10 protein-coding genes are annotated in these 15,072 nt (G+C 71.1%); 8 read left to right on the top strand and 2 right to left on the bottom strand.

Features of this window, described 5'->3' with window-relative positions; translation table 11 throughout:
- Window positions 1-88: 88 nt before the first annotated feature.
- The 4 genes from ATL40_RS10215 to ATL40_RS10200 are packed head-to-tail and all read left to right on the top strand — an operon-like array spanning window position 89 to window position 3,442.
- Entirely contained in the window at window positions 89-553 is a 465-nt protein-coding gene (locus ATL40_RS10215) for an FAD synthase family protein (protein ID WP_098469443.1), read from the top strand.
- Entirely contained in the window at window positions 550-1,737 is a 1,188-nt protein-coding gene (locus ATL40_RS10210) for a DUF1972 domain-containing protein (RefSeq protein ID WP_245866990.1), read from the top strand. Before ATL40_RS10215 ends, ATL40_RS10210 begins: the two co-directional genes overlap by 4 nt.
- Complete coding sequence (locus ATL40_RS10205; RefSeq protein ID WP_098469442.1) at window positions 1,734-2,474, top strand: CDP-alcohol phosphatidyltransferase family protein; 741 nt, start codon at window positions 1,734-1,736, stop codon at window positions 2,472-2,474. Before ATL40_RS10210 ends, ATL40_RS10205 begins: the two co-directional genes overlap by 4 nt.
- An 8-nt stretch (window positions 2,475-2,482) precedes the next feature.
- Window positions 2,483-3,442 carry a glycosyltransferase family 2 protein gene (locus ATL40_RS10200; protein WP_143556939.1) on the top strand — a complete coding sequence of 320 codons (960 nt, stop codon included), beginning with the start codon at window positions 2,483-2,485 and terminating at the stop codon, window positions 3,440-3,442.
- Window positions 3,443-3,483: 41 nt separating this feature from the next.
- Here ATL40_RS10200 and ATL40_RS10195 read toward each other — a convergent pair whose 3' ends face one another.
- On the bottom strand, window positions 3,484-4,569 hold the full coding sequence (locus ATL40_RS10195; RefSeq protein WP_098469440.1) for a glycosyltransferase family protein: 1,086 nt from the start codon (window positions 4,567-4,569) through the stop codon (window positions 3,484-3,486).
- A gap of 74 nt (window positions 4,570-4,643) precedes the next feature.
- Between ATL40_RS10195 and ATL40_RS10190 the strand changes: the two genes are divergently transcribed.
- The 4 genes from ATL40_RS10190 to ATL40_RS10175 all read left to right on the top strand — a co-directional run bounded on the left by ATL40_RS10190 (window position 4,644) and on the right by ATL40_RS10175 (window position 14,024).
- Window positions 4,644-6,056 carry a lipopolysaccharide biosynthesis protein gene (locus ATL40_RS10190; protein ID WP_143556938.1) on the top strand — a complete coding sequence of 471 codons (1,413 nt, stop codon included), beginning with the start codon at window positions 4,644-4,646 and terminating at the stop codon, window positions 6,054-6,056.
- A 75-nt stretch (window positions 6,057-6,131) separates the two neighbouring features.
- On the top strand, window positions 6,132-6,860 hold the full coding sequence (locus tag ATL40_RS10185; protein WP_143556937.1) for a hypothetical protein: 729 nt from the start codon (window positions 6,132-6,134) through the stop codon (window positions 6,858-6,860).
- Window positions 6,861-7,150: 290 nt separating this feature from the next.
- Complete coding sequence (locus ATL40_RS10180; protein WP_143556936.1) at window positions 7,151-12,676, top strand: PKD domain-containing protein; 5,526 nt, start codon at window positions 7,151-7,153, stop codon at window positions 12,674-12,676.
- A complete protein-coding gene (locus ATL40_RS10175; RefSeq protein WP_143556935.1) occupies window positions 12,669-14,024 on the top strand; it encodes a hypothetical protein in 1,356 nt (451 codons plus the stop codon). Before ATL40_RS10180 ends, ATL40_RS10175 begins: the two co-directional genes overlap by 8 nt.
- On the opposite strand, the gene ATL40_RS10170 is transcribed toward ATL40_RS10175, so the two are convergent.
- Window positions 13,973-15,040 (bottom strand): glycosyltransferase family 4 protein, encoded by a 1,068-nt coding sequence (locus ATL40_RS10170; protein WP_169925939.1) that lies wholly within the window; start codon window positions 15,038-15,040, stop codon window positions 13,973-13,975. The two genes, ATL40_RS10175 and ATL40_RS10170, sit on opposite strands and share 52 nt — an antisense overlap.
- Window positions 15,041-15,072 lie beyond the last annotated feature (32 nt).

Raw genomic sequence — 15,072 nt, 5'->3', positions numbered from 1 at the left:
CCGCGGGTGGATTCGACGGTGGGGATTAGGCGGGGCTGCGGGGGCAGCGAGTCGCACCGTATGGAGCGAATCACGAGGGGGCTTTGTCATGGATCGGACTCATGCGGTCGTCGGGTATGTGCCCGGTGGATTCGACATGTTGCACATCGGGCATCTGAACATCCTGCGAGCGGCGTCCCAGCGCTGCGACCGGCTGGTGGTGGGGGTGGCCACGGACGAGTCACTGCACGCCATGAAGGGCAGGGCACCGGTGGTGCCCCACGCCGAGCGCATGGAGCTCGTGGCACACCTGCGGTTCGTCCACGAGGTGGTGCCGGACGTCTCCCAGGACAAGCGAGAGGCCTGGCGGCGGACCGCGTTCGACGTGCTCTTCAAGGGGGATGACTGGCAGGGCACGGCCAAGGGCGACCGACTCGAGGCCGAACTCGCCGAGGTCGGCTCACGCGTGGTGTACCTGCCCTACACCCCGTCCACCTCCTCCACCCTGCTGCGCAGTCTCCTGACCAGTGAGCTCGAGGTGCGCGGCGTGCGGGACGAGGCGGTGGCGTCATGAGCGGCGTCCTCGGCACGGGAGGACTCTCCATCGCCATGGTCGGCACACGCGGCGCACCGGCTCACTACGGCGGCTTCGAGACCGCGGTCGAGGAGGTGGGCGCCCGCCTGGCGGCTCGTGGCCACCGCGTGCGGGTGTACTGCCGCACCGGGAACGCCGAGCGGATGAGCCGCTACCGGGGGATGGACCTCGTGACGCTCCCGGCCCTGCGGATGCGCACCCTGGAGACACTCAGCCACACCGCCCTGTCCGCTGTGCACCTCGCGCTGCGGCGGATGGACGCCGCGTTCGTGTTCAACGCAGCGAACGCACCGTTCCTGCCCGTGCTGCGGGCGGCGCGGATCCCGGTCGCCACCCACGTGGACGGGCTGGAGTGGAAGCGAGCCAAGTGGGGCAAGGGCGGGAAGGCGTACTACCGGGCGGCTGAGACGGCAGCCGTGCGCATGTCCGACGCCCTGATCGCCGACGCCGAGGGCATCAGTTCCTACTACGACGCGGAGTACGGCGTCCCCACCGAGCTGATCTCCTACGGCGCCCCGATCCTCACGGACGTGCCCAGCACGGGGCTAGCCCCCCTCGGCCTGCGACCCGGTGGATTCCACCTCGTGGTCGCCAGGTTCGAGCCGGAGAACCACGTCGACGTGATCGTCGAGGGGTACGTCCGCAGTGGGGCGCGACTGCCGTTGGTGGTCGTCGGGTCGGCGCCGTACGCCGATGAGTACGTGGCGCGGGTGCGGGACATCGCCGGGGACGATCCGCGAGTCCACCTGCTCGGTGGGGTCTGGGACCAGGGGCTGCTCGACCAGCTCTACGCCCACGCCCTGACCTACCTGCACGGCCACTCCGTGGGCGGAACGAATCCGTCGTTGTTGCGCGCGATCGGCGCGGGCACCGCGACCATCTCGTGGGACGTTCAGTTCAATCGCGAGGTGACGCGCGAGGAGGGCCGCTACTTCGGTTCGGCCGCGGACATCGCACCATTGCTGCTGGACGCGGAGGTGCGCCCGGATCGGGCGCTCCAGCGCGGCGAGCGGCTGCGTGAGCGTGCCCGCGCATACGACTGGGACCGGGTGGCCGACGGGTACGAGGATCTCGCGCGTCGCCTGGCCCGAGGCGCGGTGGGAGGACCGCACCCTCGAGCGCGTCGGCTGCAGGCGAGGCAGGCGGTGAGGGGCGCCGTATGACGGAGAGTTACCGCGAGGTGCTCACCCGGCTCGGCTCGGCGCAGAAGGGGGCCGCCCGTAGCGCCCCGGCGTACTCGCGCTTCGTCAACCGACGACTCGGGCGCGTGCTGGCCGCCGCGGCGCACCGGGCGGGGCTGAGCCCGAACCAGGTGACCGCCGTCTCCGCCGTGCACACCTTCACCGCGATCGCGCTGCTGGCGCTGCTTGCGCCGAGTGGGTGGCTGGGGGTCCTCGTCAGTGTGCTGCTCGTGCTCGGCTACGCCTGGGACTCCGCCGATGGCCAGGTGGCGCGCCTGACCGCCACCGGATCGCCCGCGGGAGAGTGGCTCGACCACGTCGTCGACTCGGTCAAGGTCGTCGCGCTGCCCGTGGCCGTGGCCGTCGGCCTGCTGCGGGCCGGGGCGGACCACGTGCTGCTACTCATCCCGGTGGTCAGCGCCGTGGTCACCTCGGTGCTGTTCTTCGCGATGATCCTCACCGAACAACTCAGACGAGCGCACGGCGTGGTCTCGCGGGCACCCACGTCCGGGCGTGCTCCGTGGTTGCGCTCCGTGCTGGTGCTTCCCACCGACTACGGCGTGCTGTGCCTGTTGTTCCTCCTCTACGGCGCCACCGGGGTGTTCCTCGCCGGCTACGCGGCGGTCACGGCGGCGTCCGCGGTCTTCCTCGTCCTCGCGCTGCCGCGGTGGTTCCGGGAGGTCCGGTCGCTCGGTATCCCCGGCGCCTCGACGCGGTGAGGGCCATGATGACCGCGCCGAGGAGCGCCTCGAGCGCCGCGCGCACCGGCATCCTGGTGGTCAGCTACGGGTCCGCGGCGCTCCTGCGCACCACGCTGGCGAACTCGGTGCCACCGGAACCCGGTGGGCCGTCGCGCGCTCCGACGGCGGTCGTGGTGGTGGAGAACCACCGGGACCCGGCGCAGCAGGCCAGCACTCGTGCGCTGTGCGTGGCGCACGGCTGGGAGTACCTCGAGCCGGGAGCGAACCTGGGATTCGGGGGTGGCTGCAACCTCGCCGCAGACCGCGCTCTCGCGCTCGGCTGCGATGCGCTCGTGCTGCTCAACCCCGACCTGACCATTCCCCCCGACGGCGTGGCGCGCCTGGCGGCGCGGGTGCGATCGGAGCGGGATGTCGCGGTCGCACCGCTGATCCACAGGCCGGACGGATCGAGTTACTCGCGTGGACGCATCCTGCTGCGACTGGACCGCGGGGAGATGCTCAGCGAGCGTCGCCGCGAGGAGGTGCCGAACGGGGTCGCGGTGATGACCTGGTTGACCGCAGCCGCCCTCGCGCTCTCATCCGATCTGTGGCGGCGTTCCGGCGGGTTCGACCCGCGCTACTTCCTGTACTGGGAGGATGTGGATCTCTCACGCCGGATCCACCGCGCCGGGGGTCGGCTGGAGGTGGAGGAGTCGGTTGTCGCGATCCACGACGAGGGTGCCACCCACCGCGGCGCCACCGTGAGCCGCGCCAAGTCGGACACGTACTACTACTACTCGATCCGCAATCGGATGCTGTTCGCCGATCGGTGGCTCGCGCCGTCCTGGCGCAGGCGCTGGGCGCTGCTGGCGCCCCTGACGGGATGGGCGGTGCTGCTCCAGGGCGGGCGGCGTCAGTTGCTGGGTTCGACGGCGCCGTGGCTGGCCTACGCCAGAGGTATCCGCGACGGCGCACGTTCGCGGGTGGGCGAGCGAGGCCGACCATGACCCGCGGCACCCGCGGGGCTCGGTACGCCCCGCGCACGGGATCACGCCGCGGTGCGACCCCGCCGCACCCGACGGTGCCGACTGCGCAGCGCACGCAGATAGGCCCGGCGGTGTGCACGGCCGGCGAGATCCCAGTTCCTCGCGCTCAGATCGGGCGCGCCACCGGGTGCGGCCCGTACGGTGCGCAACGCGGCGAGCAGGTCCGCGCCGTCGATCTCCCCGGTGAACGTGTGCACCCATCGATCGCCGACCTCACGCTGCAACGCCAGCGTGGTGGGGTTGCGCGGCACGAGTACGGGCCGGTTCAGGGAGAGCGCCGTGAGCGCCACACCGGAGTTGTGCATGTGCCGGTAGGGGAGTACCAGGAGCTCGCAGCCGGTGACGGCGATCGCCAGTTCCTCCTCCGTCAGGAACCGCAGGTCGAGGTCCACGTTCTCCATGTCGCCGACAGCTCGGCGCAGGTCGCGCTCGAGGTCGGTGTTGGAGGCCTTGCCGCAGACCTGAAGGCTCAGCTCCCCGTCATCGGCCACCCGGTTGCCGGTGGCCTCGCGGAAGGCAGCGACGAGTCCGGTCACGTTCTTGTAGCCACGCACCAGGCCGACGAACCCGATCCGGCCGGGCGTCGCCGTCGAGGTCGGCATGCCGGCGAACCAGTCCCGGTAGTGGCCGTGCGGGACCATCTCCACGTCCTCGCCCGCGGCGCCGGTCTGCTCGTTCAGGTGCACCCGCACGGCGGTCAGCCGCTCCAAGCCGCGCAGGTAGGCGATCTGCGCGGGCCAGAGCCCGGAGGGCAGGTCGAGATTGTGCACCGTGCGGACCACGGCCACCCGCCCCAGCCGCAGGCGCAGCAGGTACAGGTGCGCCAGCAGAAGGCGAGCCAGGCGTCGCGGGGTGGTTCGGCCCTCCAGGAGCGTCTCGGGCCAGTGCAGGTGCACGACGTCGTAGCCTCCCAGGAACGCACGGCGGTAGGAGAAGGTCGCCACCCGGATCCCGGGGGTCTCGCGCAGCGCACGATCGAGCATCACGATGTACGGGTTGGTCGTCGGCCGGATCATCCGGAACGGCTGCAGCACACGGATCTCGCGGTGTCCTGCGAGGCGCGGCTCGCGCCGGCGCGGTGCGGTCATGGTGAGGTCCCCCCTGGTGCGACGCCCCCTGCGTCGACCGGGTCGAGCCTATCGAGGCAGCGGTGGGAGTGGGGATGGTGACCGATCGCGCGGCGCACTCCCCGCACGCCCCCACAGCGACCTCCGAGGCCCACCCCACCAGGCGGCAGTTGCGGGAGGAGCGTCGGCGTGGCTCGGCGGCGCGGCAGGTCTCCTCCACGGCGGCGGTGAAGGTCATCGGCATGGCGATCGCGGGGGTCGCCGGCATGGTGACCAGTCGCCTGATCATCCAGCACTACGGGATCGATGCGTACGCCCAGTACGGGGTTCTTGCCACACTGCCGTCGCTGATCCCGTTCGCCGACCTCGGGGTCGCCGCCGTCCTGGTGAACGTGATCGCGGAGTCCAGGCATCCGCGCCGAGACCCCCGCGTCGTGCGCACGATCACCTCGGCCTTCCGGATCCTGTTCACCTCGGCGGCCGTGATCGCCCTCGGCGCCATCGCCTGCGGGGTGTTCGGGTGGTGGCCTGCGCTTCTCGGTGACGGACTGATGCCCCAGGGCGGGGCGCTCGCGGCCACGCTGTGCGCGCTGGTCTTCGCGCTCGCGTTGCCGCTGGGTGTGGGCCAGCGGCTCCTGGTCAGCGCCGGGCGCACCGCGCTGCAGACCGGGTTCTCCGCGCTGGGGTCGCCGCTGGTGCTGCTCATGGTGGCGGCGTCGGTGGCCCTGGCGCTGCCCATGGGTCCGTACGTCGCGGTGTTCTCCTACCTGGCCAGCGCGGTGGTGGCGGTGGTGTGCCTGATCGCGGCCGGGCGTCTCCTGCACCCGATCGTGGGGGACGGCCTGCGTGACGTGCCGCGGATCCGCACGGCGCCCGGCGTGCGTGTGGTCGACGTGGCGTGGCCGATGCTCCTGCAGATGATGGCGTTGCCGGTCGCGATGCAGACCGGGCGCCTGATGCTCTCCCACCTGGCCACGCCCGAGGACATCGCGCAGTACAACCTGGCCTCACAACTGTTCGGACTGGTGGTGCAGAGCGTCGCCGCTGGGGGAATGGCTCTGTGGCCGCTGTACGCGCGCGCCCGGGCCGACGGCCGGGTCCGGTCCCCGCTGCCCGCGAGCCTGGTGTTCCTGGCCCTCGCCGGTGCGGCGGCGTGCCTCCTGTGGCTCCTGCTGGACTGGATGACGATGCTGATCTCGGACGGTCAGATCCAGATCGGCACATCGCTCGCCGGGGCGTTCGTGGTGTTCGTGGCGCTCCAGGCGGTGAAGTACCCGCTCGGCATGTACATGACCGACGCCCGCGGTCTTCGCTTCCAGGTGCTCCCGATCATCGCCATGGTTCCCATCAGCCTCGGGCTCGCCGCCCTGTTCATCCCAGCGATCGGCGCAGCCGGCCCCGTGTGGGCCACCAGCATCGCGGTTCTCCTGTGCCAGGTGCTCCCCAATGCCTGGTACGTGCGGCGTGACCTCGTGCGACGCGCTCGCGAGGGCGAGCGCGAATCTTGAGGGGCGGGTCGGTGCGGCCGTACCATCGGGGGGCGAATGCGCTGCAGGGGGCACGCGCATCGCACGGGGGGAAGCATGAGTGAGACATCGGTGGACCGGGTCGTTGCGCGTCGGCGCCGGTGGATCATCGCGTTGGTGGCCCTGCTCGTGGCGGTGAGCGCGGTTGTCCTGTTCGCGACGCGCGGCGGATCCGGCGAGGACGGCGAGGCGATGCCGGTGCAGTCGGCGGGGCCGACAGCGAGCGGGAGCCAGGACGAGGCGAGCCCACAGGAGGGCGACTCGTCGTCGAGCCCTGCGAGCACTGCGAGCGAGAACGTGCCGCAGGAGACCTCCTCGTCGCCCGAGGGCGGCGGCGAGGCCGATGTGCCGGCGGATGAGGACCCCACGCTCGAGCCGACCGTGATACCCACGGCGGATCCGGTCGCTCTGGACGAGCCGGCCGAGCTCGCCAGTGAGGTGACGGCGCGGCTGACGCAGATCAGCACCGTCGAGGGAACGGCGGCCGGCCCCGGTGAGGTCGCGGGCCCGGCGATCCGGGTGGTGGTCGAGGTGACCAACGAGACCGGCGCGAGCATCACGATGACAGGCTCCGCGGTCAACGTGTACTACGGATCCGACCGGATCCCCGCGTTGCCGCTCAGTGGCCCGGACATCGAGGCCTTCCCCACCCGGATCCCGGCGGGGGAGTCGGGGCTCGCGGCCCTGGTCTTCGGGGTTCCGGAGGGTGAGCGCGATGAGGTGGTCGTGGAAGTGAATTCCGCCGACCTCTCTCGCGTGGTGCTCTTCGAGGGGTCTCTCGCCTGAATTCCGGATGGTGCATTCCCGCGGGAGATTCCATCGCGCCGTCGTGTATCCGATCGGGGAGTCCATAGGCGTGCCAGGGCGCGGAGCGCGTCTCGCATTGTGCACAGCGCGCCGGGAGGGCTAGGCAGGGGCGGGAGATCGCCCTATTCTGTGTGGTGTCGCGCCGGGAGTTCCGCGTGGCAGGTTTCGTACGGCGCTACGGGTGTGACCGCACCGGGCGCCGGATTCGGGCCGTGGGGGCGTGCCATGGGTGCCGTCGCGCGGTGTGGGGGCTAGGGGGAGCAATGCGCGTGCGCAAGACATGGGTGGCACTGGCCACCGCCGTGGGCCTGGCCGTGCCCGCCGGGCTGGGCTCGGTGGCCGTGGCGGCCCCGTTGCCCGGGGCGATGATCGGTCAGGCGGCGCTCGAGGGCGCTGAAGCAGGCGAGGCCGGCGCGGCCGAAGCCGACATCCAGGCCGACATCGAGGCCGGAGTGGCCATGGACGCCGCGGACGCGCTCCCGCAGGCCGTCTCGGCCGACCCGCTGCCGACGGTCCAGGTCAACGGCGTGGTCTGGAACCAGCTCGTGGTGGGCGACGTCGTGTACGTGGTGGGGAACTTCACCTCTGCGCGCCCCGCGGGTGCCGCGCCCGGCACGAACGAGACGGCGCGAGCGAACATGCTCGCCTACGACCTCGAGAGCGGTGAACTGATCGAGGGCTTCGCCCCCTCGTTCAACGCACAGACCCGCGACGTGGCCATCTCCCAGGACGGCTCCACCCTGTACGTGGTGGGGAACTTCACGCAGGTGGACGGCCACAACCGCTACCGGATCGTGGGCCTGGACCCGGCCACCGGGCAGGTCACCGGGTTCTCGGCCGGCACCAACACCTATGCGACCGCGGTCGCGGTCAACGGGCCCACCGTCTACGTCGGAGGCGCTTTCAACAACGTCAACGGGGTGAACCGCAACCGGATCGTGGCGCTGGATGCCGCCTCCGGTGCCGTTCGCGCCGACTTCCAGGTCAGCATCGACGACTACCAGGTGCAGGACATCGCCGTCTCGCCTGACTCCGCATCGCTGGTGGTGGCGGGGAACTTCACCAGTGTGAACGGCTCCAGCAGCCTGGGCTACGGGCTGACCCGACTCGACGCGGTGACGGGCGCACCCTCGGCGCTCCCGGTCAACTCCGAGGTCCGCAACGCGGGCGCGCGATCGGCGATCGCCTCCCTCGCCTCCGACTCGACGTCCTTCTACGGGACCGGGTGGCACTTCGGCCGTAGCGGCAACGTGGAGGGCTCCTTCGCCGCGGACTGGCAGACCGGTGAACTGACCTGGTTGGAGGACTGCCACGGTGACAGTTATGGCATCCACCCCCAGGGCGAGGTGGTCTACATCGCGAGCCACAAGCACTACTGCGGCAACAGCGGTGGCTTCCCGCAGACGTCGCCGTGGACCTTCTACCACGGCACGGCGGTGGCCAACGGGGTCTACGGCGTGAACACGCCCGACATCTACAACTACCCCGACCACCCCGGCACACCGCGCCCGGAGTTCCTGGAGTGGTACCCCACATTCCAGCCGGGTACCGCGACAGGTCAGGACCAGGCAACCTGGACGGTGACCGGCAGCGGTGACTACATCCTGTTCGCGGGGGAGTTCCCCACCGTCAACGGCACCGGTCAGCAGGGTCTGGTGCGCTTCGCGACCCGGGACGTCGCGCCCAACGAGGTGGGCCCGAGCCACCAGGGAGGCGCCTGGCCGCTGGATGTGCGCTCGACCCTCGCCGGCCGGGTGCAGGTGGTCTGGGACGGCAACATCGACCGTGACGACGCCACGCTGACCTATCACGTGTACCGCGACTCGCGCGATTCCACGCCGCTGTACGAGGAGACCGTGACGGCTCCGTTCTGGGACCAGCCGACGATGAGCTTCACCGATACCGGGCTGACCCCCGGGACCACCCACCGCTACCTCGTGACGGTGACCGACCCGTGGGGGAACGAGACCCGCACGGACTGGGAGTCCGTGACCGTCGAGGGTGTGGCCAGCAGCGCGTATGCCACGACGGTGCTGGACGACGCCCCGACGTCGTTCTGGCGCCTCTCGGAGGCCTCGGGCGCGACGGTCGTCGACTGGGCGGGACTGCTGGACATGACGGCGGCGAACGGCGTGTCCCGCGGAGCGGTCGGCGCCATTGCCGCAGACCCGGATACCGCCAGCCGCTTCAGTGGCTCCACCTCCGGGTTGGCCTCGACCCGCGAGCCGGTGTCCGCGCCGCAGCAGTTCACCCTGGAGGCGTGGTTCCGCACGTCATCGGGTCAGGGCGGCAAGATCCTCGGATTCGGGAACAGGGCCACGGGGACGTCCTCGCGCTACGACCGTCACCTGTACCTGGACTCGGCCGGTCGCCTGGTCTTCGGGGTGGACCCGGACAACCGGCACACCCTCACCACGGCCCAGAGTTATGAGGACGGCGCGTGGCACCATGCGGTCGCCACCCTGCGCGATGGGCAGATGGCCCTGTACGTCGACGGCGTGAAGGTGGCCTCGCAGGGCGGAATCAGTGCCCAGGCGGTCTATCTCGGGTACTGGCGCCTCGGGGGCGACAACCTCAATGGGTGGTCCAGTCCGCAGCAGCGGTACTTCTCGGGGGACATCGACGAGGTCGCTGTCTACGACCACGCGCTGGACGCAGGTGAGGTCCGCAACCACTTCCTTGCCTCCGGCCGCAGCACGTCCACGCCCACGGCACCGGCGGATGCCTACGGTGCCGCGGTGTTCGACGCCGAACCCACGCTGTACTGGCGCTTCGAGGAGGCCGGTGGCCAGGCGGTCCTCGACCACGGCGAGAGTGGGAACGTCGGCACGCTGTCTGGTGCCTTCTCCCGTCAGGCGTCCTCGCCCCTGCTGACCGGAGGAACCTCGGTGCGGGTGGGTCCGCTGGAGGGCCTCGCCTACTCCTCGTTCGGCTTCCAAGCACCCGAGGTCGCGACGATGGAGGCATGGTTCGCCACGACGTCGACCACCGGGGGTTCGATCCTGGGCTTCGCTGATCGGCCCACGGGCACACCCGTGCTCGCGGACCGGCAGATCACGATGGCGCCCGACGGCACTGTCGGCTTCGGGGTGCTTGCCGGTGGGGAGCAACTCGTCAGTTCCACCCAGTCCTACAACGACGGCGAGTGGCACCACGTCATGGCCACGACCGGCCCGGACGGGGTGCGGTTGATGGTCGACGGCGAGCAGGTCGCCTCCGGCGACACGGGCGCGAGCCAGTCCTACTCGGGGTACTGGCGCGCGGGGGGTGCCCACACCTGGGGTGGTGGCGGGCACCTCGTCGGGTCGATCGACGAGGTCGCCGTGTACCACCGACAGCTCACGCAAGCGGACGCCCTGCGGCACTACGCGCTCGGCGCCACCGGGAGCGAGCCCGCCGCCGTCCCCACGGCGGTGGCGGATCTCTCGCTCGAGGGCCGGACGCTCAGCGCTGACGGCAGCGCGTCCACGGTGGCCGACTCCACGATCGAGTCCTGGGAGTGGTCCTTCGGTGACGGCGAGACGGCCTCGGGAGAATCGGTGGAGCACACCTACGCGTCCGCCGGCACCTATCAGGTGAGCCTGACGGTCACCAGCGCCGAGGGAGCCACCGGAACGACCTCGAGCGAGGTCACGATCGCGAACGAGCTCCCCGTGGCAGCCTTCGAGGTGGACCTCGCAGAGCTGGCGGTCACGGTGGACGGGACCGGCTCGAGCGACCCGGATGGCGCGGTAGCGGCCTACTCATGGGACTTCGGGGATGGCACCGGCGCCACGGGCGCCACCGCGCAGCACGTCTATACCGCCCCGGGGGAGTACACGATCACCCTCACGGTGACCGATGCGGACGGCGCGACAGCCACCGCATCGCGCGCGGTGAACGTTCGCGAGGCGGTGCCTCCCGAGGCGGTGTTCGTGGCCGAGGCCACGGCACTCACCCTCGCGGTGGACGGATCCGACTCCCACGCACCGGGCGGCGAGATCGTCTCATTCGCCTGGGAGTTCGGTGACGGCGCCACAGGTACGGGTGAGACGGCAGAGCACACCTACGCCGCGGCGGGGACCTACACCGTCACCCTCACCGTGACCGACGACCTCGGTTCGACCGCTACGACCTCGCGCGACATCACGATCCAGGCCCCTGCCTTCCTCGCGCTCGACGAGTTCGAGCGTACGACCGCGACCGGATGGGGGGATGCGGACATCGGGGGTGCGTGGACGAACCACGGCTCGGGATCGCAGTACTCGGTGGGTGACGGCGCGGGCGCGCTCCGCGTGGGTGCCGCGGGCTGGAACCCGCGGGTGATGCTCCCGGGCGTGGACCTCGAGGACGCCTCCATGATGACGACCTTCTCCCTGGACAAGCTCGCGGACGGCTCGGGGGCGCAGTACATCCTGGCGCACCGGACGGACTCCTGGTCCTCCGCGTACCGCGCCAAGATCCAGGTCCGGGCGAACGGCAGCGTCTACCTCGCGCTGACCAGGCTCGAGTCCGGGGAGAGCACTCTGGCTCAGGTCAACCTCGCCGGCGTGACGGTCGGTGCCCAGGACCGCCTGCACGCACGGTTCGAGGTCGAGGGCACCGATCCGACGCAGCTTCGGCTTCGGGTCTGGCCGGACGGCCAGGAGGAGCCCACCACGTGGGCGTTGCAGGCGAGCGATGCGACGCCCGCACTGCAGGATCCCGGGGCCATCGGCCAAGCGGCCTATCTCTTCGGGAGCGTGACCAACGCCCCCGTCGCGGTCCAGGTGCACCGGATCCGGGTGACGCCCATCGGCGTAATCGTCCCGGACCCCGACCCCGACCCGGACCCCGACCCGGAGCCGGACCCGGACCCGGAGCCGGACCCCGACCCGGACCCCGAGCCGGACCCCGAGCCCGACAACGTCGCCCCGGTGGCGCAGGTGGCACACACCGTGGACGGGCTCACGGTGACGCTGGACGGCTCCGGCTCCAGCGACGAGGACGGGTCGATCGTCTCCCACGCCTGGGACCTCGGTGACGGCACGACCCTGGACGGCGCGGTGGTGGAGCACGGTTACGCGGCGGCTGGCACCTACGACGTCACGTTGACGGTGACGGACGACGCAGGGGAGAGCGGGATCGCGACGATCCCCGTGACCGTTGCGGCGCCCGAGCCCGAGCCGGGCCAGGGTCTCCTCGTGGCGGCCGACGACTTCGAGCGCACCGAGACCGGTGGCTGGGGCGCCGCAGCGACCGGCGGTCAGTGGACCCGCAACGGGTCCGCCGGGCAGTACCAGGTCGACTCAGGAGCCGGCATGCTCGCCGTCCTCCAGGCCGGATGGAACCCTCGACTCCGCCTCGGTGACGTCTCCAGCCTCGACACGCAGGTGCGGGCCGCGGTCTCACTGGACCGGTTGGGCGACGGTCTCGGTACGTACGTCTCGCTCGCGGCGCGCGACGGCGGCTGGTCGAGCCAGTACCGCGGCAAGGCCTGGGTGAAGGCGGACGGGAGCGTCAACGCGTCAGTGTCTCGCCTGCAGGGTTCTGAGACCACGTTGGCCCAGGTGAATGTGCCGGGGCTCACCCTGGCACCGGGCGAGGAGTGGATGATGCTCGTGGAGACCTCGGGCACGGCCCCGACCACCGTGCGGATGAAGGTCTGGCCGGCATCGGCGCAGGAGCCTGAGCAGTGGACGGTCAGCGCCACGGATGACACGGCCGAGCTCCAGGACGCGGGCGCGGTCGGTGTCCACGCCACGCTGTCCGGGAGCGCGACCAACGCCCCGGTCTCCGTGCTGGTGCACTCCTTCGAGGCACGATCGTTTGACTAGAGGCGCAGGGGAGGGCGGGGCGCGGATCGCGGCAGGCCTGGCCGCGGCAGCGCCGCCAGCTCCGAGCCGCCCGCGTCTGGCACGGCCCGAGGCCACGGTGTGGACGCGGGCCGAGGGTCTGCTCGCCCTCGTGCTGGTGTTCGCGGTCGGCAGCCAGGTGAGCCTGCTCTACCACGCCCCGCTCGGCGCCCTCGCCTCCCTGGCACTCTTCCCGCTGTGGCAGCGCACGCTCGCGACCTCCGGCTGGGTGCGGCTGCTCATGGGTCTGCTCGCGGTGAGCGCGGCGTGCGGATTGCTGCTGAGTCTGCTGGCGAGGAGTACCCACGCGATCTCCACGTACTCGATCGTGGAGCGGTCGCTGATGCTGGCATGCCTCGTCGGTGGGCTGGGTGCGCTGCTGTACGCGCTCGCGAGGTTCACGCCCGCGACCGTCGCCCTCGTGTACGGACTGGGCATGGCCGCGGCTGTCCCGCTTGCGGGGATCAATCCCGCCAACCCGTGGAAGTTCAGCCTCTCGATGCCGGTGACGGTCGTCGTGCTCGCGCTCCTCATGCGTCGCGATCGAGCGAGCCTGCAGGTGGTGGCGCTGGTCGGACTCGGAGCGGTGGGGATGGTGAGCGACTCCCGGTCGTATGCCTCGATGATGTTCCTTGCCGCTGCGATCCTCGCGTGGAACCGCGTGCTCCCGCGCCTGGTCGGCGCCCGTCGACGGTGGGGGAATCTGTTCGGTCTGGCCGCCCTGGGCATCGCCCTGTTCTACTTCATGCAGTTCGCGCTCCTCCAGGGTTACTTCGGCGAGGTGACGCAGCAGCGCACCGCGGATCAGATCGAACGCAGTGGTTCCCTGCTGTTGGGTGGGAGGCCGGAGCTGGCAGCGTCTCTCGCCCTCCTGCGGGCTCATCCCGCGGGACTGGGCTCGGGCACCATCGCGAACGCCGGCGACGTCTATCGCGCGCAGGAAGGCATGGCGGGCATCGGCTACGACCCGAACAACGGGTACGTCCTGAACTACATGTTCGGCAGCGGTGTCGAGGTCCACTCGGTCGCTGCGGACTTCTGGCTCTGGTTCGGGCTGCCGGGGCTTGCGGCGGTCATCGTTGCAGGTGCGCTCGTGGCCTCGGGCGTGAACCGAGCACTCCGGGCCGGAGCCATGTCGGGTCTGCTCGCCTACGTCGGGATCCGCTTCTTCTGGGACCTGGCCTTCAGCCCCGCCAGTACGAGCATGAGGCTGGCGGTCCTGGCGATCGCCCTGGCTGTCGTGGCGCTGCGGCCTGGCAGGGTCGTGGGCGCGCGCGACTACCGGTCCCGGGGCTCATCGTCCGCGATGAGCCAGTCCTCGGCGACCTGACGGCCGTCGCGCACGGGCAGCGTGCGCAGCACGCGGTGCGGATCGGGGGGATGTGCGAGGGCCGATTCCAGGGCACGCGCCAGCGGTGACGGTCCGACGTCGGCGGGGAGCACCAGGTGCCCGTGGGTGCGCAGCCAGGGCGTGAGCCCGGTCTCCGCGGTGGTCACCACCCGGTTGCCGTGCGCGAGTGCCTCCACGATCGGTAGCCCGACCTGCTCGCGCCAGCGGGCGGTGCGTTGGGAGGGGAGCACCAGGACGGCGGCGCTGCGCAGCACCTGGTGGATCCGCTTGCGCGGTGGATCCTCCAGTACTCGCACCCGGGGATCGTGCGCGGCGAGAGCCTGCGCGTCGCGGAGGCCCGGACCCGATCCGATGATCGTCAGGCGCACGGCGGGATCGGGGATCTCGGCCCAGGCCCGCAGGAGGAGATCGAAGCCCTTGCGCGGTGTCAGAGACCCGAGGAACACGAGGTGGCGAGCCCTCGGGGCGGGCTGACCGCACCGGCACGGGGCGGGGAGCGCAGGGATGACGACGCGACGCTGACCACGCGGTGCCCGGCGGAAGACTCGCCGGTACTGCGTGCTGGCGGCACCGGTCCCGAATGCGATGCGGTCGCAGGAGCGCCAGACCAACCCCGCCAGCGCGTGGTTCACCGCGTACCCCAGGCGTTCGCGTGCCGTCACCGGTCGGAAGTCCTCTCGCGGGTCGCTGTTGCCGATCGCGTAGGTGACCACGCGAGGACGCGGGCGGCGATGCAGCAGGGCGGTGGCGCGCGCGGCGAGGACCACCGCGGCGGCGAGCCGGACACCCGGATAATAGGTCGGCTCGGTGATCTCCACCGTCCGAGGCGCACCCTGCAGGATCAGGCGAAACGCCTGTACCGCGCTGACCTGACGAACGTCGGCGCCGGCCGCGGCCTCGGGATGGAAGTCGTAGCGCGCGTGTTGGAACAGCAAGGTCGTTCCAGCGGCTCCGTGCAGGCGCTCCAGGTGCGCCGTGCGGGCCTGGTGATACACGAGGACCCTTCGGCCCACAGGGTTCTCGACCG

Source organism: Serinibacter salmoneus (assembly GCF_002563925.1).
Lineage (GTDB): Bacteria > Actinomycetota > Actinomycetes > Actinomycetales > Beutenbergiaceae > Serinibacter > Serinibacter salmoneus.
This window is presented reverse-complemented; position numbering and strand designations above follow the sequence as displayed.